Genomic DNA, 18,808 nt, shown 5'->3' on the forward strand with positions numbered 1-18,808 from the left:
ATTATTCCTCCTCTAACATTTCGCTTACCCCTTTTGTAAACTGTTTCCATTCATCCACAAGAATTTCTTTCATCTCTATTCCTTTTTCTGTAATCTTATAGTACTTTCTCGGTGGTCCTTCTGTAGATTCCATAAGATAAGTGGAAAAGAGGCCTTCTTTTGTTAATCTTCTAACGAGTGGATAGATCGTACCTTCTGAGATCTCGAATTTTTTGGATATCTCTTCCACTAATTCATAGCCATATCGATCTTTTTGTGAAGTGAGAACTAAAACACATAGTTCAAGAACCCCTTTTTTAAACTGAACGTTCACTAAATACATCACCACTTTACTTAGTACTGTTTATTGCAAGGTACTGTCAAAACAAATATTACCATCTTTATCTTATGAACTCAAGCCTGAATTTGGAAAATTTAAAAGTAGACTATAAAAAGATTTGGCTTTCAAAAGTAAACACCTTATAAAAATTGTGACAATGGAATTCACATCTGGAAATAGAGTGTTAGATTTTATTACACATGAAAGGTTATGGATGTGAGATTAACTTATCCTAATAAATAGAAGGAAGTTCAGTGAATCAAATTTGAAATGAGGTGATTACGTTGTTGCATTCTTCTCATTTTTCATCAGAAGAAAAGCTTATGATTCGTGAACTGAAGAAGAAAATAAGACATGAATCGAATGTAAAAGAAAAAAAGGAACTTGAACGACAGCTCAATAATCTGATCGAGAAAGCTTTTATCAAAAAACAGTTATCACGGCGAAAGGAACTCTGAATTTTTCCGACTCTATAGAACACATTTTCAAAAAACTGAATTAACTGTCTTTTTAGCGAGGTAGTGACAGCTCAATGCTGTATGTGTTAAAGTGACACTAGTCTTTTTCAGATGGACATTTTGTTTTGTAGGTTTTTTTAGGGAGTGAACACAACATGAATCAAGACGCAGCATTGAAAAAAGATATTGGGCTTTCCGTAGCCATGTCCATCGTTATTGGAACGGTTATTGGATCAGGGATTTTTATGAAACCTGGAAGTGTGCTTGAGTATACAGGAAATTCCAACCTTGCACTATTAGCTTGGGCTCTTGGAGGGTTGATCACGATAGCTGGCGGATTAACGATCGCTGAAGTGGCAACGCAGATTCCAAAGACAGGTGGTTTGTATGTCTATATGGAAGAAGTTTACGGTAAGCTCTGGGGATACTTGAGTGGTTGGGTTCAAACTGTTATTTATGGGCCGGCGGTAATCGGTGCTCTAGGATTATATTTCGGTTCGTTAATGGTTCATTTATTCTCATGGAAAGAATACTTAGGACCTTGGATTGGAATAGGAACTGTACTTTTTCTCACCGTCGTTAATAACTTTGGCACAAAGTATGGAGGTTTTATCCAAAATATATTTACGATAGGAAAACTGGTTCCGATCGTGCTGATCATTGTTTTTGGATTAACACAAGGAAATGAACAGATCTTAAATGCTTCAAGTGGGGCAGTTGTTGAAATAACAATGGGTGCAGCGATTTTAGCGACACTTTTTGCTTATGATGGCTGGTTGATGGTTGGATTCGTAGCAGGTGAGATGAAGGATCCCGGAAAAACGTTACCTAAAGCTATTATTGGTGGAATCTTGGTCGTTATGGCAGCATATCTGTTAGTTAACATTGCACTGTTTCACGTTTTACCTGCTTCAGAAATCGTAAGACTAGGAGAGAATTCTGCATCAGCAGCAGCAACGATCCTTTTTGGACCACTAGGCGGGAAACTAATAGCAGTCGGCATCGCGGTATCCATATTTGGTTGTTTGAACGGTAAGATTTTAACCATTCCACGTGTTCCTTTTGCTATGGCAGAAAGAAATCAGCTTCCGATGGCAAAAACGTTCAGCTCAGTCAGTGAAAAATATGGTACTCCTATCGCTGCTACGTATTTGCAAGTAGTAATTGCTATTATGATGATGATTGTTACAGATCCAGACTATCTATCAGAGATGGCTATATTTGCGGTTTACATCTTTTATATATTTGCTTTTTATGCTGTGTTTAAACTGCGTAAACGCAATAAAGACCAAAAGCGAGTCTATAGCGTACCGTTATTTCCAGTCGTTCCTATTTTCGCGATCTTAGGCTCTTTATATATTGTTGTCGCGACTATACTCAACGACCCTATTGATAGTTTTACGGCAATCTTTATAACTGTTGCTGGACTGCCCGTTTATTACTGGCTAGAGCGTAATAAAAAACAAGACTCCTTATAAAGGAGATCTTGTTTTTTTGCATGATAAAACCCGCCTAAAACAATAGGCGGGTTATTCAAGTAATCGTTTATACGCTTAATAATTCTTTCATTTCACGATAACGTGAAGATAGACTAGCTGGTGATACGCCATACTTTTTAGCCGTTTCTGCTTGAGTTGAAGCGATACCTCTAATGTCTTTTGAGACGAGGTAATCAAGAGCAGCCGCATAGATCTCTTCTTTACGGATAGCAGGCTTACTTTCTGTAATGTACTCGCTCCAAAGCTTTTCTGCTTCTTCAACAACTTCTGTCTCAGCGTTCGCTTTAACGAGTTCAGTTACAGCGTTGTATTTTTCATCTTTCAAATCCGTTGCTTCTTCCGTTTTTTCAACTCTTGACGTTGTTGTACCAGTTGCTGTGTTCTCAGGTTGAGACTGAGGCACACCAGCACTAATATCAATCAAAGAGAGCTGAAGTACAGCAGGGAACTCGCTTCTAAATATTTCGTTCGCATCGCTTTGTGGCTGAATATCTTCTATCGCAGCTTTTAACGGTGGAAGTTCAGTCATAGGCATTTCCACATATCCAACATAAAACTCATGGTTGATGCCGTTTGAAACGAGTGTTCCAAGTAGAGCACTTTCTGTTTTTGGCTTTTCAGCAGCATTGATTGTTACATCATACACAGCTTCTGTCCAAATATCCTGTACGGTAAAGATGAATCCTGTCTTCTGCTCAATTACTTTATAAAGGGATGGTGAAGCTGTTGTCCAACCAGCTAGTATTTCCGCGACTTCTGGTTTAACAGCGTTCTTCACTTTCTCTACATAAAGTTGTACAGGCGTTTTATTATCCTTAATCTCTGAGCAGAAAATTTCCCAACAAACTGCAATATTTGCGTATGTTTGTTCTTGCTCTTTAGCCACAGGGTACTTTTTCACATACTTGGATGTACGTTCAGCTAAATCCTGCTGATAGTTCTCCAAGGCATATTTGATGAGTCCTTCTTGATGGAAGGATACTTCACGTGTTTGCTCTTCTTTATGTAAGCAACATTTTTTATATTTTTTTCCGCTGCCACAATAGCACGGATCATTTCTTCCTATCATTGACATGCTATTCCTCCAGTAAACCACTTACTTATCCTGTACATACTAGCATAAATCGGTTTTTTTTCAAACTACAAATCATCAGACACTATTTTATCACAAAAATGTCTCAGAAAAAATCATTCAATAGGTTGGTTTTTTTGGGAACTGAAACCTTTTTCTTCTAAAAAGCGTCTAAGCGAAAAAGGGGGTATCACGATATGTGGGAAAAATGGAAATTGTGGGTATTTGTTGCTGTACTTCTGTTGAGTGCATGCAGCAGTGAGAGCAGTTCGAAAAGTGATAAAGCTATAGATCAAGATAGTGGTGGGAAACAGTCAGAAGCCAAGGTAGAGAGTTCATCAGAAGAGGGAAGTAGGAATGGTGAATCAGATAATGATAAAGCGGAACAGCAACTAAAAAACCAAAGGAAAGTAATTTATAACGCTGATCTCATGATCGCAGTGGATAAATTGCAAAGCTCGATGGAGACTGTTCGAGAAACGGCAGAGAAGACAGGCGGATATATGGTTGAGTCTCCTACTAGTATAGGTGAAAAGAATGATGAATCTGGTGTGATGGTTGTTCGTGTGCCGATGAAAAGTTTTCGTGTGTTTTTAGATGATGTTCGAAGTTTAAGTAAAGGAACACCACACGAAAATGTTACTGGAGAAGACGTTACAGAAGAATATGTTGATCTGACTTCACGGTTGAAAGCAAAGCAACAAGTTAGGGAACGTCTTGAGGCTTTTATGAAGGACGCACAGAAGACAGAAGACTTATTAAAGATATCTGGTGACCTAGCTGCCGTACAAGAAGAGATAGAACAGGTAGAAGGGCGCTTAAACTTTTTGAAAAATCAAAGTGATTACTCAACGGTTACGATACAATTTGAAGTGAAAAATTTAAAAGCGCAAGAACTTCAAACAGAAGGGTTAAATACGTGGGCAAAAACGAAGGTGCTTTTTATGGATACGGTAAACTTTTTAATGTCTGCGATTTCATTAATTGTAGTGAGTATTTTAGGATTAGCACCGATTTGGCTGATTGTAATTATTGTGGTTTATGTATGGTGGCGGAGACGAAAAACAGAACAAAAGAAAAAGCCGGAATCACCGACAACTATGTCTTAAGAGATATGTGTTTAACCTGTCAGTAACTGGGACGTCAGAAACACCCTCTGCAGCACGGATGATCCGTTTGCTGAAAGGGTGTTTTGGCTTTTACGGCACCTTTTAAGTGGTGTGCCGTTTTAAAGCACTAGCTGAGAAACGCTTTGTATTCTGCGCTTAATTTCATAAAACGTTCTTTATCTTTTGTATCCAAGGCAATGTCAATTTCTCTCTCATAATACGCTTTGTAATAATTGTGAAGGGCCTCATCTAATACCATTTGGGCAATAAGGCTGAAGGCAAATGGGTCTCTTTTTTGTTGTTTGTATTGCACCATCTCATTTTGGTTCTTGTTAAAAGAAGTGTTTTTGTCTTTCATCCTGTTTCCCTCCTTAAAATTATCTCCCTATCCAATTAACCTTTTATGTTTCTAGGTTTCTACTAGTATACTGAGCAAGATGCCTAATGACAACCATTTTATTTGAAAATTCTGAAAAAATTTATACATTGTATCTAAAGTGCTATGTTTTCACCACCTTTTGGGAAAAATGTTAATGATTTGTCATTTTTATTTCTGTTCGCTGCTCTTTGTTACAATTGTTTAAATTCTATTTTTTTTATGTTGTAATAGTGTGTTAGTTATTATTTCCCCGTATTTAAAGATGGTTAAACTTTTTGAAACACGTAACCTAAAAATAATTGACATTGTTGTTTATGTATGAGTAGGATTGTGTTAACTCAATAATGTCATTTTCGCTAGGGGTGCTTATTTTAAGCTGAGAGAAGGTTGTGACCTTCGACCCTTTGAACCTGATCCAGTTCATACTGGCGTAGGGAAGCGGTGTGGATAACAGTTTCCTTTATGAAATGAAATTTTAAGCCACCCGCCAATCAGCGGGTGGCTTTTTTTGCATTAGGAATTAGGAGGTAGATGAATATGGGACAACTGATAAAGGTAAGTAAAGCACTTACGATTGCAGGATCAGATAGTGGCGGTGGTGCAGGTATTCAGGCTGATCTAAAGACGTTTCAAGAATTAGGCGTGTATGGTATGTCCGTCCTTACGGCAGTCACTGCACAGAATACGACAGGCGTTCAAGGCGTATATCCAGTTTCTATAGAAGGTTTAGAAGCTCAGTTAGTGTCTATAGGCAGTGACTTGACGCCGGATGCGATAAAGACTGGAATGCTCTTTTCAGGTGAATATATTGAGAGAACAGCTTATATGATAACTAAATTCGGATGGGAAAACGTAGTGGTCGATCCAGTTATGATCGCAAAAGGTGGGGCTACATTGTTAGGAGAAGAAGCATTACATGCTATGAAAACATGTATGCTACCGCTAGCGAAGATCGTCACACCAAACATTCCTGAAGCTGAAGCATTAACAGGTATAACGATAAACAGCAGCGAGGCTAGAGAAGAAGCGGCAAGAGTTTTGTTTGATTCGGGTGCTGATCATGTTGTAGTAAAAGGCGGACACTTTGGAAACGGTGAATTTGTTTCGGATCTGGTATTTAATGGCATAGAGATGATTGAACTTGTAGAGAAGCGGATTCAAACGAAAAATACTCACGGAACGGGTTGTACGTTTTCAGCAGCATTGGCTGCAGAGCTTGCATACGGGAAAAAGGTCGATAGTGCGATCGTGCATGCTAAGAAATATATACAGACCGCAATTGAACATGGAATCGATGTTGGTTCAGGTCATGGACCGGTCAATCATTTTGCCTATAGGAGGATTGCACATGAACAATACTAGGATACAAGAATGGAAAACGTTTGTTTCACAGATTAGAGCAGAAAAGCCACTCATTCATCATATAACGAATAATGTCACCATGAACTTTCTGGCCAATGGAGTCCTCTCAGCAGGAGGGAGTCCAATGATGGTGCATGACGCATGTGAAGTTGAAGAAGCTGTAGGGGTTGCCGATGCGTTAGTCCTGAACATTGGAACAATAGATGAAGCTTCAGCAAAATCTATGATACTCGCACTTCGTAAAGCATTGTACGCTGAGGTTCCAGTTGTCCTTGATCCAGTAGGAGTAGGTCTATCATCATTCAGGCAAGAGCTCGTAAAGAAGTTGTTGTTTGAATATTCAGAATTGAAGGGGGTCAGACCCCGAAGAATTCTGACAATTTGCGGAAATGCTGCTGAAATGCAGTTTCTGGCTGAAGGGGCTTGGGAAGGAAAAGGTGTGGATGGTGATTTGGCGACGTCTGAAGATGATCTGATCAAGCTTGCGGGGGCTGCGGCAAAGCAAACAGGCTGTCTTATCGCCATGACTGGAAGTAAGGATGTTATTTCAGATGGTGAAAAAGCTATCGTGCTTTCTCATGGGGATCCGATGCTTTCTTATGTCACAGGGACAGGATGCTTTGCTACCTCAATGGTAGCTCTATATCAAGCCAATCTGAAAAAAGAAGTCACAAAGGAGACAGTAAACATGCCAGTCTTAGAACGAACCGCATTAGCTATATTAATGCTTACTAAAGCGGCAGAAGAAGCTGTTAAAACTGCTCAAGGACCAGGAAGCTTTCAACAAAATCTTCTTGACCAGCTTTTTCAGTTAGAGACTACCCATGAAATATTTCATGAAACAATCCACTGGCAAGATCACATGTTGAAGGAAGGGGCAAATAGATGAGAACCAAAGCTAAAACACGTTTAGAACAAGATCTATCACTTTATTTTGTAGCTGGAACGATGAACTGCAGTTCACCAGAAGATTTTTATCGTATTCTCTTGCAAGCGATCGAAGGCGGGATTACTGCCTTTCAGTTCCGGGAAAAAGGTGTGAACTGTTTAAGTGGTCAAAATCAGTTAGAAATGGCAAAACGTGCAAAGGAAGTTTGTCAAGAACATGATGTTCTTTTTATCGTGAATGACGATCTAGACTTGATGAAGGCGGTTGATGCAGATGGCCTTCATGTTGGTCAGACAGATGGAAAGCTGGATATCATACGCCGTGAAACAGAAGGTAAACTATTAGGTGTTTCGGCACATACTCTAACTGAGGCAGCCGACGCTATCAAACATGGTGCGGATTATATCGGCGCAGGTCCGATCTATCAAACGTCCACAAAAGCTGATGCGAAGATTCCGGTAGGAGTTGATTTAATCAGAGAACTTCGCAGCAACCAGATAAACGTCCCACTTGTTGGGATCGGTGGAATCACACTTGAAAACGCGAGTAAGGTCATTGAAGCAGGTGCTGATGGTGTTGCAGTTATCTCAGCAATCAGTGGTGCAATAAATCCTACATCCGCTTCCGTTAATCTGCTTCATTCTATCCATCGTGCAAAAGAGAATCGTAAGTGAAGATTTCTGTCCAAAAGATTACTGTAATGGCGATGTTGGTCGCAATTGGGACAATCTGTTCTCATTTGTTTTGGATTCCTGCTGGGGTGGCAAAAGCGTTTCCCGTTCAGCACGCGATCAACGTGATGGCAGGTGTGACACTTGGACCCATTCCGGCAGTTATTATAGCTTTTAGTATCGGCTTGTTGCGTAACTTATTTGGAATCGGTTCATTGCTTGCTTTCCCAGGAGGAATGATCGGGGCATTTGTAGCAGGGTACCTTTATAAAAAGGGAAGAAAGTATGTCTTTGCCGTTATAGGCGAATGGATAGGGACAGGGATCATCGGAGCTATTATAGCAGTGCCAGTAGCTACAGTTTTTCTAGGAACAAAAACTGGCGCATTCTTTTTTGTCACTCCTTTTTTAGTCAGTTCAATTGTGGGTGGAGTAATCGGTTTGTTAGTCATCCGTGTACTTCATAAAAATGTTGCAGCAAAAAACTGGCTAAGATCGAACCAAGAAAAATCTGTATGAAGAAATGCACCAGATAGGCCTCTACATCGTACACTATGTACTATCAACCGGTGAATAGGGGGCCGATATGATGAAAAAACGTCCAAAACGCTGGGTGTATACAGAAATGGTTCTCATGTTCTTAGGGCTACTTTTGGCTATTTATAACGGTAAGACTTGGGAAAGTCCAACTGTATTATTTTCAATCTTGATGGTGATTTTTATTTTTCGGGCAGTAGAGCGAAAAATTTTTAATCAAAAAACGGAATTTTGGTTGAACGCAGGAATGGCCACGGTCTTTTTCATCCTTGGAATCGGACCGTTCGTATAAGGAGTATAAAAAGAAGCAGGCTGAAGAGAAGTCAGTCTGTTTTTTTTGTTTCTTTCTATAGGCAAACGTATATTTTTTTCAAATCTTTGACAAAATGACGTGTAACGTAATAAAATAATTTTACGTAAAGTTATATTTTTACGTCAGGCCAAATAATGAAGTGAGGTGATGAGAGTGAATAGGAATCAAAGTATGCCAGAGACGTTTATTGTCACAGAACCAGAACAAGCAGCTGCGCTATTGCATCCTGTAAGATCTGAGCTCATAAGTTTGTTAAAGGAGCCGCGTTCTGCGACAGAGCTATCAAAAAGAATGAACGATTCCGCTCAAAAAATGAATTATCATCTTAAAGCACTTGAAAAAGTAGGCCTTGTAGTACGTGCAGGCACAAGGAATGTAAGAAACCTTGTAGAAGTTCTATACGTAAGTGTCGGCCGTTCGTTTTTATTGTCAGATTCACTAGGTCTCTCTGCTGACACGATGAAAAAGCTCCAAGATCAAACGGCTCTTGCTCATGTGTTATCACTCACTGAGAAGATCAAACGAGATGCCATTTCCTTAATGGAGCAGTCGGAAGATGAAGAGATACCAAGCGCAGTGATGGAAATGGAACTAGCACTTTCCAACGTTGAACACCGCAATCTTTTTTTGCAGGAATATGCAGATATGCTCACCACTCTCATTCAAAAACACCACAAACCGAACGAAGAGAATGCAAAGATGTACTACGTTTCAATGGCGATGTATCCAAAACCTGAAGGAGGCGGCACAACGTGAATAAGGAGAATAAAAGTACGGTTATCCCAATCAATCGCGAAGCAGCAAGTGATGATACTAACATCATTCCTATGAAAACAGAAGTACAGGTTACAGAAACAGAAACGGTACAGGAACCAGCTAAAATTATTTTTATCACATCAGGATTTGGAAAAATACATGTTACACCAAAAACAAATACAAACCCGATGGCAATCGCAGCCTAACTAGGAGGAAAACAGATGAATCTAATTCCAATGGTAGTAGAATCTACAAATCGCGGAGAGCGGTCTTACGATATTTACTCACGCTTGTTAAAAGATCGAATCATTATGCTGGGGAGCGCGATCGATGATAACGTAGCAAATTCCATCGTTGCTCAATTACTCTTTCTAGCAGCTGAAGATCCTGACAAAGACATCTCCATCTACATCAACTCACCAGGAGGTTCTGTTACTGCGGGGCTAGCGATCTATGACACGATGCAATTCATTAAACCCGATGTTTCGACTATCTGCATCGGCATGGCGGCTTCAATGGGAGCTGTTCTCATGGTAGCTGGTGCAAAAGGCAAGCGTTATGCGCTTCCGAACGCAGAAGTGATGATACACCAGCCGTTAGGTGGAACACAAGGGCAGGCATCAGATATGGCGATTCACGCGAAACGCATCTTACAAACACGCGAGTTGTTGAATAAGATCATTTCTGATCGATCCGGCCAGCCGATTGAAAAGGTGGAAAAAGACACAGACCGTGATTATTTCATGTCTGCAGAGGAAGCATTAAAATACGGGATCATTGATAAAGTGATCGAGAAGATCTAGAAATAGAATAAGAGCAAGGTAAGAAGCCAGCCATGAAACATGGGCTGGCTTCTTGTATGGGGTCAGTCCCCAAACAATTTATTTCCCGTGTTGTTTTGAGATTTTCTTCGCGGGTGTTTGCTTCATTTTGAATGTAAAATACGTGCGATTTCGTTTTGATCCATCTGAATATGGTAATCTAATGTAAGTTACATAATTTAAAAGTGTATGAGCTTTTAAAGATAAACGAAAGAAGGAATGAAGGATGTCAGCTCCAACAGGCAAGTCGATAGATTCATCTTCTAACCAACAAAAAACGATCTATTCCATTCTTTTTGCCATAAGTTTTGTGCATTTATTAAACGATTCCATGCAGGCTGTTATACCAGCTATCTTTCCAATTTTAGAGAAATCAATGAATCTGACTTTTACTCAGCTTGGATGGATTGCTTTTACTTTAAACATCACATCTTCCATCATGCAGCCGGTGATTGGTTGGTATACGGATAGAACAACTTCACCTTATATACTCCCAGTTGGAATGATGGCGAGTTTAGTAGGTATGCTGGGGATCGCGTTTGCGGATTCCTTTTATATGATTATCATTTCAGTTATTGGTATTGGTTTAGGCTCTGCTGTCTTTCATCCTGAAGGGTCTAGAGTCGCTTATATGGCAGCTGGAAACCGTCGAGGACTAGCACAATCCATCTATCAAGTCGGAGGGAATACAGGGAGCTCACTGGCCCCTGTGATGACTGCGCTCGTTTTCGTACCGCTCGGACAGTTCGGAGCTGTATGGTTTACTTCGCTAGCGGCTATCGCTATCTTCGTATTGTTTTATGTTTCCGGCTGGTATGCCAAACAGCTTGTTCATTTCCCGCGTGTTCAAAAGCAAACCGGTGAGAAAAAGAAAATTGATAAGAAACGAAAAAACCAAGTTATCGGAGCGATGGCACTGCTCGTCTTTTTAGTTTTTGCACGTTCTTGGTACTTCTCTGGAATCGGCAACTATTATCAATTTTATTTGATCGATGATTATGGACTTACTATTAGACAAGCACAAATCTACTTGTTTGTTTTCATGGCTTCAGGTGTACTTGGAACTTTCTTTGGAGGACCAATCGCAGACCGGTTAGGAAAACGAAACATGATCTTTTGGTCGATGGTCGGGTCAGCACCACTCGCTTTACTTCTACCCCACGTAGGGTTATGGGCTGTTATTCCTTTGTTTTTCTTGATCGGCTTTATCTTGAACACAAGTTTTTCGGTGACTGTCGTATATGCCCAAGAGCTTGTACCTGGTAGAATCGGTATGGTATCAGGTTTGATCGTTGGTCTGGCGTTTGGTATGGGAGCCCTCGGGTCGGTAGTGCTTGGTAAGGTCGCTGACGTGACGAGCATCTCAAACACGATGTTCTTGATCAGCTTCTTACCGTTAGTCGGATTGTTAACGGTCATGCTGCCTACAGATAAGACTCTTGAGAAATGGTCTTCTGGGGTCTGACCCCAAACAAAGACATTTCTCTTCAATATGTCTTTCTCACAAAAACAAAGCCCCCTGTCTCTTTAGAGACAGGGGGCTTTGTTTAGTTATTCAATCGTCTATATCTGGCACTTGCGAACATGAATATGCCATATGAGATAAAGCCGAGTGATACGATTGCAAGAAGCACTGGACCAAACGGTTGTGACGCAAGCTCCAAGAGTGCGCCATCCAAACCCCGAGTCTCTTTTGGATCAGCAAGTATAGCCGTACGAACTAGAAAGAACGCAATAATCATAAAAACGATACCGCGGGCAGCCATTCCAAATGTTCCAATATAACCGCTCCATCGCCATTCTTTTTTATTCATTTCATTCTTCTTTAAGTCGCGTTTAAATCGGTGTGTAAAGGCTCGGTACATAAATACGATTCCTGTTATGGCAAAAACAATACCTCCAATAGCGACTAACAGTTGACCAAAAGGCTGTGAGAGCATTTGTGCAGAAAGCGTTTGGTAAGTTTCATCAGAAGATTTTGCTCTTGCACGAAACAATATGCGTAAAGAACTGATACACATGGCGATATAAACGCCTGCAATAATTAAAAAACCTAACCTATTAAACCATCTTTTCCAGTCATGCTTCACACATTCAGGATCGAAAAGAGCTTTAACAATCTGCCAAAAAGCAAACGCACTCAAGCCTAAGGAAAGCAAAATCAATAATATTGGACCAAAAGGCTGTTGAGCGATCGTATAGAGTGCTCCGTTTGAACTTGCTTCACTCGGATGCTTTCCAATAGACATGATTAAAGCAAGAATGCCGATAATGATGTAAACGATACCTTTTGAAAGATAACCGATACGTGCAGTACGGTGGACCCAAGGGCGATAGGACTCAAAACGACTTTTAATTTTATCTTTAACTGTTGGTTTCTTTACAAAAGGCTGTTTCACGATGAGTACTTTTCTCCTTTCAAAGCAAATTACTTCTAGACTCAGGTGGGTTATAGAGCAAGTAAATACGGTATACGTTACTGATGATCGTCTTTAAGACAGCATAAGTAGGGATGGCTAAAAGCAGACCGATAAACCCAAATGCTGCACCTGCCATGAGTACGACTAGGATGATGGTGAGCGGATGGATACGAAGCTGTTTTCCCATGATTTGAGGAGACAAAATATTTCCCTCTACTTGTTGTACAACGAGCGTTACGATTGCGACTTTTACAGCCATAAACGGGTCTTGGATCAAACCTACTAAAAGAGCAGGAAACACCCCGATAAACGGTCCTAAAAAAGGAATCACATTTGTTAGAACTGCAAAAAGAGCAAGTACTAAGGCAAACTTTAATCCGATCAATAGATACCCCGCAAACATAAAAATACCTACAAACCAAGCAACGAGAACTTGACCTTTTATGTAGGAAGACAGGGTAGAGTCTATGTCTCTAACAATCGCTGCGACTTCATGCTCCATGTGATGAGGAGTAAACCTTAAAAAATAGTTAAAAAATTTCTTATCGTCAAGCAACAAGTAAAAAAGAATAAAAGGGACCACTAACAATACTAAAGCAATGTTTGTCAATGTGGCTACAAGAGCAATAACATCTTTTGAAACTGTACTTGTAAACTTTTCAAGCCGTTGTGTGGCTAACTTTGTTATATGTGTGCTGTCGACGAATGATTTTTTGCTTCCAGTAATCATCGTGCCTGTCTTTTCAGTAGCTTCACCAATCTTTTTTGGGAAATCGTCAGTGATACTAGAAAGCTGATCGGCTACAACGGGGACGGTTAGCGTGGCAACACTAGATATCGCTAAGATCAAACCGACCATCACTACCATGATGGCTACAAACTTAGGGACTTTTTTCTCCATTAAAAAACGTATGACCGGTCTAAGCAGATAATAAAGCAACCCAGCGATAAACAAAGGAAAGAAAACGCTAGATATAACAAGATAAAGGAAGTCAAGCAGGTAATCAATTTTCCCTAGTAAATAAAGGATCATTAATAGTAAAACTGAGCCTGCGGCGTACTTGAAAAATGAGTGCTGATACCACATTAAATCTGACCTCCATTTCATAATAGTAGTCTTTTCCCTTTTTAGTAATTCGTAATCTTATTTTGATAATAAAATAATTGACTTTTTCTAAGAGCGCTGATAGATTGTAAGTGTAAATGTAAACGTTTACGTAACAAGAAAGCAGGGAGATGTTTTGAATCCGACAATAAAAGATGTTGCCAAGCATGCAAACGTTTCAATCGCTACAGTATCTCGGATTGTAAACGGGTTGCCTGGCTATTCGGAGGAAACAAAGAAAAAAGTTCAGCAATCTATCGAAGCACTCGGTTATCAGCCTAACGCCATCGCACGCGGGCTCATCAACAAGCGGACACAGACGATAGGGGTTCTTTTTCCGGATGTATCCGGAATGCTTTCATCAGAAGTATTAGAAGGTGTAGAGAATGCAGCTCACGACGAAGGGTTCAGCGTAATCGTCTGCAACACGACTTCGAGTGGGAAGAGAACCGTGAAATATTTGAGGCTGCTGCAAGAAAAACGAGTAGATGGAATCATCTTTGCTTCAGAAGATGTTAAAGAAGAGTACTATAAAATCTTTCAAGAGATGAAAGTACCTGTTGTCCTTGTTTCTACGGCTTCATCCAAATACGATTTGCCATTTGTTCGGGTAAATGATTTTGATGGAGCATTTCAAGCTACAGAGTATTTAATTGGAAAAGGTCATAAAGTGATTGGCATGATCGGTGGAAGCGATGAGGATCCGATTGCTGGAGTACCAAGAATGCAAGGATTTCAAAAAGCTCTCGAAAGTAATGGCCTTTCTATTACTAACAATCACATAACGAAAAATGAGGGTTATCGTTTTCAAAACGGAAAAGAATCCTTGCCACTTCTGCTAAAAAAACTGCCAGATATGACCGCATTATTCGCAGCAAGTGATGAGATGGCCATTGGAGCAATGTCTGCTGCACATCAGTTAGGAATAAGGGTGCCAGAGGAACTATCAATCATCGGTTATGATAATCTGAAGATTGCTGAGATGTGTTATCCGCCACTAACGACTGTATCTCAGCCGTTAAAGGATATGGGACAGACCTCAGGTGAAATGCTAGTCAGTTTGATTAAAGGTGAACAACAAGAAGCAAAAAGCCGTTATATGCCTTTTAACATTGTGGAAAGGCAATCAGTCAGTGAATTTTGTGACAAGTAAAAAGCGGGTTAACTCAAAGCTTCATTTTTATTTGGGATTTACGTAAACGTTTACGTAAAACGCTTACACACATAGGAGGAAGTTATAAATGATTAAAGTAACAGTTTGGAATGAAAACCGCCATGAGCAGAAAAATCCAGTAGTAAAAGAAATATATCCAAAAGGAATTCATGGTGCTATTCAAGAATTCCTAGAAAAAGCAGGGCATGATGTGAACACAGCAACACTTGATGAAGCTCAGCATGGTCTAACAGAAGAAGTATTAAACAACACCGATGTGTTAGTTTGGTGGGGACACTTAGCTCATGATGAAGTAGAAGATGAAATCGTAAATAAAGTTTATCAACGCGTTCTTGATGGAATGGGTCTACTCGTTCTTCACTCTGGTCACTTCTCAAAAATATTTAAAAAGCTGATGGGAACATCGTGTGACCTTAAGTGGCGTGAAGCTGATGAAAAAGAACGCATCTGGATTGTTAATCCAAGCCATCCGATAGCAAACGGACTTGGTGAATACATCGAGCTTGAAAAAGAAGAGATGTATGGGGAGCATTTTGATATTCCTGCTCCAGATGATCTTGTATTTGTCAGCTGGTTTGAAGGTGGAGAAGTGTTCCGATCAGGAGCAGCGTACAATCGTGGCAAAGGAAAAGTATTCTATTTCCGTCCGGGACATGAAACGTATCCAACGTATTACAACGAAGATGTGCAAAAAGTGATCACGAATGCAGTATCATTCTTAGCTCCTTCAGGCAGTGAAGCTCCAAAATACGGAAATGCAAAACCGCTTGAAGCGATCTCAAGCCAAGTGAAAATATAAAGCACCCACTATAAGGAGGAAATACTCATGACAATTAAAGTTGGAATTATCGGTTGCGGTAGTATCGCACAACATCGTCACCTTCCAGAATATGCGGCTAATGGAGACGTAGAGATCGTTGCTGTTTGTGACATCATAAAAGAGCGTGCTGAATCAACACAGTCGGTATACGGAGGAAAGATCTTTACGGATTATAATGATCTTCTTGCACTTGAAGAAGTTGATGCAGTAAGTGTTTGTACGCCTAACTTTCTTCACGCACCGATTTCAATTGCAGCTTTACATGCTGGAAAGCACGTTTTATGTGAAAAACCGATGGCAACATCGCTTCAAGAAGCAGAGGAAATGATCGCAGCAGCAGAAAAGAGCGGAAAAACGCTAATGATTGGTCATAATCAGCGCTTTGTTCCGGCACACCAGAAAGCGCGTGAGCTGATTGCGTCTGGTGATATCGGAAAAATTTACAGCTTCCGAACGGCTTTTGGGCACCCAGGACCCGAAGGCTGGAGCGTAGATGGTGTGAACAGCTGGTTCTTTAAAAAGGATGAAGCGTTTATCGGTGCAATGGGTGATCTTGGAGTTCATAAAACAGACTTGATCCGATACATTCTTGGAGAAGAGATTGCTGAAGTTGGTGCTTTTGTTGAGACGAGCGCAAAAGAGTTTGCTTCCGTTGATGATACAGCTGTTTGCGTGTTGAAAACAGAGAGCGGGGTCATCGGGACATTGGCCGCTAGTTGGTCTTACACGGCAAAAGAAGATAATTCTACAATTATTTATGGTGAAAAAGGAATCCTTCGATTAGAAGACGATCCGAAGTATTCTTTAGTCGCACAATATACGAACGGAAATGTTGTACGCTACGAGATGGGTGCGATTCAAACGAATGATAACCAATCTAACTCACATGTGGTAGATCACTTTATTGAAGCGCTCGACTCTGGTAAAGCTCCACTAATCACGGGCGAAGAAGGTAAGCGTTCATTAGCTGTTATCCTAGCTGCTTTAGAATCAAACGAGAAGAAAACGATCGAAAAAGTTAAAACAGGAGTTCACGCATGAAACTAAGAGTTGGGATCATCGGGGCAGGCGGCATCGCACAAGGCCGTCATATCCCCGCTTTTCAAAAGTTAGGAGAAAAAGCAGAAGTTACTGCGATTAGTGATGTAAACGTGGATGTTGCCAAAAGTGTTGCTGAAAAATTTCACGTACCGAACTATTTTACGAGTTATGTAGAGATGTGGCCTTATGTAGATGCTGTTGTTATCTGTACACCTAACAAGTTTCATAGAGAGATTACAGTTGCAGCATTAGATGCAGGCAAACATGTTTTATGTGAGAAACCGATGGCGATGACCGTTGAAGAATGCGCAGAAATGGTAGAAGCAGAAAAACGATCAGGAAAAGTATTATCGATCGCCTATCACTATCGATACATGAAAGAGTCGCAGGCTGCAAAACGCATCATGGAAGCAGGAGAGGTTGGTAATCCTCTTGTTGTTCGTGTACAAGCGCTTAGAAGAAGGAAAGTTCCGGGTTGGGGCGTATTTACAAATAAAGAACTTCAAGGTGGCGGAAGCTTGATCGACTATGGCTGCCATCTGTTGGATCTGACACTTTGGCTCCTAGATAACCCGATTGTGAGTGAAGTATCTGGACAAACGTATAACACAGTGAGTCGTGAAGCAGAACAAGTGAACCAATGGGGTTTGTTTGATGCAGAAACGTTTGAAGTTGATGACCACGTAACGGCATATATTCGTCTTGCAAATGGGGGAACAATTCTGTTTGAAACATCATGGGCGGCAAATATTCCGGACGATGCAGAACTGCTTCGTATTTCTGGTGATAAAGGCGGGCTAGATGTCTTTCCACTTGCGGTAAATAAAGCGGTAAATGGTATGATGACGACTACTAAAGCAGATTGGATTCTTGGAGAAGATGATCCCGGTCTTCCTCAAGCAGAGAATTTTGTGGACAGCTGTTTAGGTAAAGCAGAACCACTTGTGAAAGCTGAAGAAGCGATGAATACTTCACGCGTAATCGAAGCGATCTATGCTAGCAGTCTTATGGGAAAAGGTATTCAACTAGGACATGAAAAAGGAGTGAAGTAGCATGAAATTAGGTGTGTTTACGGTTTTGTTTTCACAAAAATCATTTACAGACATGCTTGACTATGTGAAAGAAGCGGGAGTGCAAGCTGTAGAGATTGGAACTGGAAACTATCCAGGAAACGCTCACTGTCCGCTTGATGAACTACTTCAGAGTGAAGAGAAGCGTTCACAATATCTACATGAAGTAGAAAAGCGAGGTTTGACGATTTCGGCGTTCAGTTGTCATGGAAACCCGTTATCTCCAGACGAGGCTTTTGCAAAAGAATCACATGATACTTTTGTAAAAACTGTTGAACTGGCTGAATTGATGAATGTACCAGTGGTAAACTGTTTCTCTGGTGTACCGGGTGACTCTGAGAATGCAAAGTATCCAAACTGGCCCGTTTCCCCTTGGCCGAACGAATACAGCGATGTGTTGAAGTGGCAATGGGAAGAGAAGTTGATTCCGTATTGGCGCACGTGGGGTCAATTTGCAAAAGAACATGGAGTGAAGATCGGCTTAGAGCTTCACGGTGGTTTCTTAGTGCATACTCCATATACGTTACTGAAGCTGCGTGAAGAAACATGTGACGCGATCGGTGCGAACCTTGATCCATCCCATCTTTGGTGGCAAGGCATCGATCCTGTGGCAGCAATCAAGATTCTTGGAAAAGCTGGAGCAATCCACCACTTCCATGCAAAAGACACATACTTAGATCAAGACAACATCAACATGTACGGATTAACGGACATGCAGCCATATGGCGCTGTTCAAAACCGCGCTTGGAGCTTCCGTTCAGTAGGCTGTGGTCACTCTGTTCAAGACTGGTCAGACATGATGAGTGCCCTTCGTACGTATGGTTATGACTATGTAGTAAGCATCGAGCATGAAGATCCGATCATGTCGATCGACGAAGGATTCAACCGCGCGGTGAAGAACCTGCAGTCAATCCTCATCGCCGAGCAGCCAGCCGAGATGTGGTGGGTCTAGGGGTCTGACCCCACACAAATACAAATCTACTAAATTTGTATT

Annotated in this window: 22 protein-coding genes and 1 riboswitch; of the genes, 17 read left to right on the forward strand and 5 right to left on the reverse strand. The window is 40.8% G+C overall.

The window, feature by feature from the left end; genetic code table 11:
- Position 1 precedes the first annotated feature (1 nt).
- Positions 2 to 313, reverse strand: a complete 312-nt coding sequence (locus IHV10_RS03645; RefSeq protein WP_197127366.1) for a PadR family transcriptional regulator — start codon at positions 311 to 313, stop codon at positions 2 to 4.
- A 290-nt stretch (positions 314 to 603) separates the two neighbouring features.
- Here IHV10_RS03645 and IHV10_RS03650 point away from each other — a divergent pair, with 290 nt between their 5' ends.
- Together IHV10_RS03650 and IHV10_RS03655 are read left to right on the forward strand one after the other, a co-directional pair.
- Positions 604 to 777 carry a hypothetical protein gene (locus tag IHV10_RS03650; protein ID WP_197127367.1) on the forward strand — a complete coding sequence of 58 codons (174 nt, stop codon included), beginning with the start codon at positions 604 to 606 and terminating at the stop codon, positions 775 to 777.
- Between the two features lie 155 nt (positions 778 to 932).
- On the forward strand, positions 933 to 2,255 hold the full coding sequence (locus IHV10_RS03655) for an APC family permease (RefSeq protein ID WP_197127368.1): 1,323 nt from the start codon (positions 933 to 935) through the stop codon (positions 2,253 to 2,255).
- Positions 2,256 to 2,322: 67 nt separating this feature from the next.
- Here IHV10_RS03655 and IHV10_RS03660 read toward each other — a convergent pair whose 3' ends face one another.
- Positions 2,323 to 3,351, reverse strand: coding sequence for a YecA family protein (locus IHV10_RS03660; RefSeq protein ID WP_197127369.1), 1,029 nt, complete (start codon positions 3,349 to 3,351; stop codon positions 2,323 to 2,325).
- Between the two features lie 194 nt (positions 3,352 to 3,545).
- Between IHV10_RS03660 and IHV10_RS03665 the strand changes: the two genes are divergently transcribed.
- Positions 3,546 to 4,457, forward strand: a complete 912-nt coding sequence (locus IHV10_RS03665; RefSeq protein WP_197127370.1) for a DUF4349 domain-containing protein — start codon at positions 3,546 to 3,548, stop codon at positions 4,455 to 4,457.
- 127 nt (positions 4,458 to 4,584) lie between these two features.
- Here IHV10_RS03665 and IHV10_RS03670 read toward each other — a convergent pair whose 3' ends face one another.
- Positions 4,585 to 4,815, reverse strand: coding sequence for an IDEAL domain-containing protein (locus tag IHV10_RS03670; RefSeq protein ID WP_231618116.1), 231 nt, complete (start codon positions 4,813 to 4,815; stop codon positions 4,585 to 4,587).
- Between the two features lie 369 nt (positions 4,816 to 5,184).
- Positions 5,185 to 5,290, forward strand: a riboswitch (TPP riboswitch).
- Positions 5,291 to 5,385: 95 nt separating this feature from the next.
- Between IHV10_RS03670 and thiD the strand changes: the two genes are divergently transcribed.
- From thiD to IHV10_RS03715, 9 genes are all read left to right on the forward strand, one after another.
- A complete protein-coding gene (thiD, locus tag IHV10_RS03675; protein ID WP_197128189.1) occupies positions 5,386 to 6,198 on the forward strand; it encodes a bifunctional hydroxymethylpyrimidine kinase/phosphomethylpyrimidine kinase in 813 nt (270 codons plus the stop codon).
- Positions 6,185 to 7,087, forward strand: coding sequence for a hydroxyethylthiazole kinase (thiM, locus tag IHV10_RS03680; RefSeq protein ID WP_231619409.1), 903 nt, complete (start codon positions 6,185 to 6,187; stop codon positions 7,085 to 7,087). Before thiD ends, thiM begins: the two co-directional genes overlap by 14 nt.
- Positions 7,084 to 7,761: a thiamine phosphate synthase gene (thiE, locus tag IHV10_RS03685; RefSeq protein WP_197127371.1), complete on the forward strand. Its 678-nt coding sequence runs from the start codon at positions 7,084 to 7,086 to the stop codon at positions 7,759 to 7,761. The genes thiM and thiE overlap by 4 nt, the downstream gene beginning before the upstream one ends.
- A 2-nt stretch (positions 7,762 to 7,763) precedes the next feature.
- Entirely contained in the window at positions 7,764 to 8,276 is a 513-nt protein-coding gene (thiW, locus tag IHV10_RS03690; protein ID WP_370568798.1) for an energy coupling factor transporter S component ThiW, read from the forward strand.
- A gap of 67 nt (positions 8,277 to 8,343) precedes the next feature.
- Complete coding sequence (locus IHV10_RS03695; protein WP_197127372.1) at positions 8,344 to 8,586, forward strand: hypothetical protein; 243 nt, start codon at positions 8,344 to 8,346, stop codon at positions 8,584 to 8,586.
- 174 nt (positions 8,587 to 8,760) lie between these two features.
- Positions 8,761 to 9,363 (forward strand): winged helix-turn-helix domain-containing protein, encoded by a 603-nt coding sequence (locus tag IHV10_RS03700; RefSeq protein WP_197127373.1) that lies wholly within the window; start codon positions 8,761 to 8,763, stop codon positions 9,361 to 9,363.
- Entirely contained in the window at positions 9,360 to 9,569 is a 210-nt protein-coding gene (locus tag IHV10_RS03705) for a hypothetical protein (RefSeq protein ID WP_197127374.1), read from the forward strand. The genes IHV10_RS03700 and IHV10_RS03705 overlap by 4 nt, the downstream gene beginning before the upstream one ends.
- Before the next feature lie 15 nt (positions 9,570 to 9,584).
- Positions 9,585 to 10,166, forward strand: coding sequence for an ATP-dependent Clp endopeptidase proteolytic subunit ClpP (clpP, locus tag IHV10_RS03710; protein WP_066392681.1), 582 nt, complete (start codon positions 9,585 to 9,587; stop codon positions 10,164 to 10,166).
- A 244-nt stretch (positions 10,167 to 10,410) separates the two neighbouring features.
- Positions 10,411 to 11,649, forward strand: a complete 1,239-nt coding sequence (locus tag IHV10_RS03715) for an MFS transporter (protein WP_197127375.1) — start codon at positions 10,411 to 10,413, stop codon at positions 11,647 to 11,649.
- Positions 11,650 to 11,731: 82 nt separating this feature from the next.
- On the opposite strand, the gene IHV10_RS03720 is transcribed toward IHV10_RS03715, so the two are convergent.
- Both IHV10_RS03720 and IHV10_RS03725 read right to left on the reverse strand, forming a co-directional pair.
- The gene (locus tag IHV10_RS03720) at positions 11,732 to 12,583 is read right to left on the reverse strand and encodes a DUF1206 domain-containing protein (RefSeq protein ID WP_197127376.1); all 852 of its coding nucleotides are present in this window, start codon (positions 12,581 to 12,583) and stop codon (positions 11,732 to 11,734) included.
- Between the two features lie 19 nt (positions 12,584 to 12,602).
- Entirely contained in the window at positions 12,603 to 13,691 is a 1,089-nt protein-coding gene (locus IHV10_RS03725) for an AI-2E family transporter (protein WP_197127377.1), read from the reverse strand.
- Positions 13,692 to 13,845: 154 nt separating this feature from the next.
- Between IHV10_RS03725 and IHV10_RS03730 the strand changes: the two genes are divergently transcribed.
- From IHV10_RS03730 to IHV10_RS03750, 5 genes are all read left to right on the forward strand, one after another.
- On the forward strand, positions 13,846 to 14,862 hold the full coding sequence (locus tag IHV10_RS03730) for a LacI family DNA-binding transcriptional regulator (protein ID WP_197127378.1): 1,017 nt from the start codon (positions 13,846 to 13,848) through the stop codon (positions 14,860 to 14,862).
- 88 nt (positions 14,863 to 14,950) lie between these two features.
- Positions 14,951 to 15,682: a ThuA domain-containing protein gene (locus IHV10_RS03735; protein ID WP_197127379.1), complete on the forward strand. Its 732-nt coding sequence runs from the start codon at positions 14,951 to 14,953 to the stop codon at positions 15,680 to 15,682.
- Between the two features lie 27 nt (positions 15,683 to 15,709).
- Positions 15,710 to 16,744, forward strand: a complete 1,035-nt coding sequence (locus tag IHV10_RS03740) for a Gfo/Idh/MocA family protein (RefSeq protein WP_197127380.1) — start codon at positions 15,710 to 15,712, stop codon at positions 16,742 to 16,744.
- Entirely contained in the window at positions 16,741 to 17,796 is a 1,056-nt protein-coding gene (locus IHV10_RS03745) for a Gfo/Idh/MocA family protein (RefSeq protein WP_197127381.1), read from the forward strand. The genes IHV10_RS03740 and IHV10_RS03745 overlap by 4 nt, the downstream gene beginning before the upstream one ends.
- A 1-nt stretch (position 17,797) precedes the next feature.
- On the forward strand, positions 17,798 to 18,766 hold the full coding sequence (locus IHV10_RS03750) for a sugar phosphate isomerase/epimerase family protein (RefSeq protein WP_197127382.1): 969 nt from the start codon (positions 17,798 to 17,800) through the stop codon (positions 18,764 to 18,766).
- Positions 18,767 to 18,808 lie beyond the last annotated feature (42 nt).

The sequence above is a fragment of the Fictibacillus sp. 5RED26 genome (assembly GCF_015903895.1).
Classification (GTDB): Bacteria; Bacillota; Bacilli; order Bacillales; family Fictibacillaceae; genus Fictibacillus; species Fictibacillus phosphorivorans.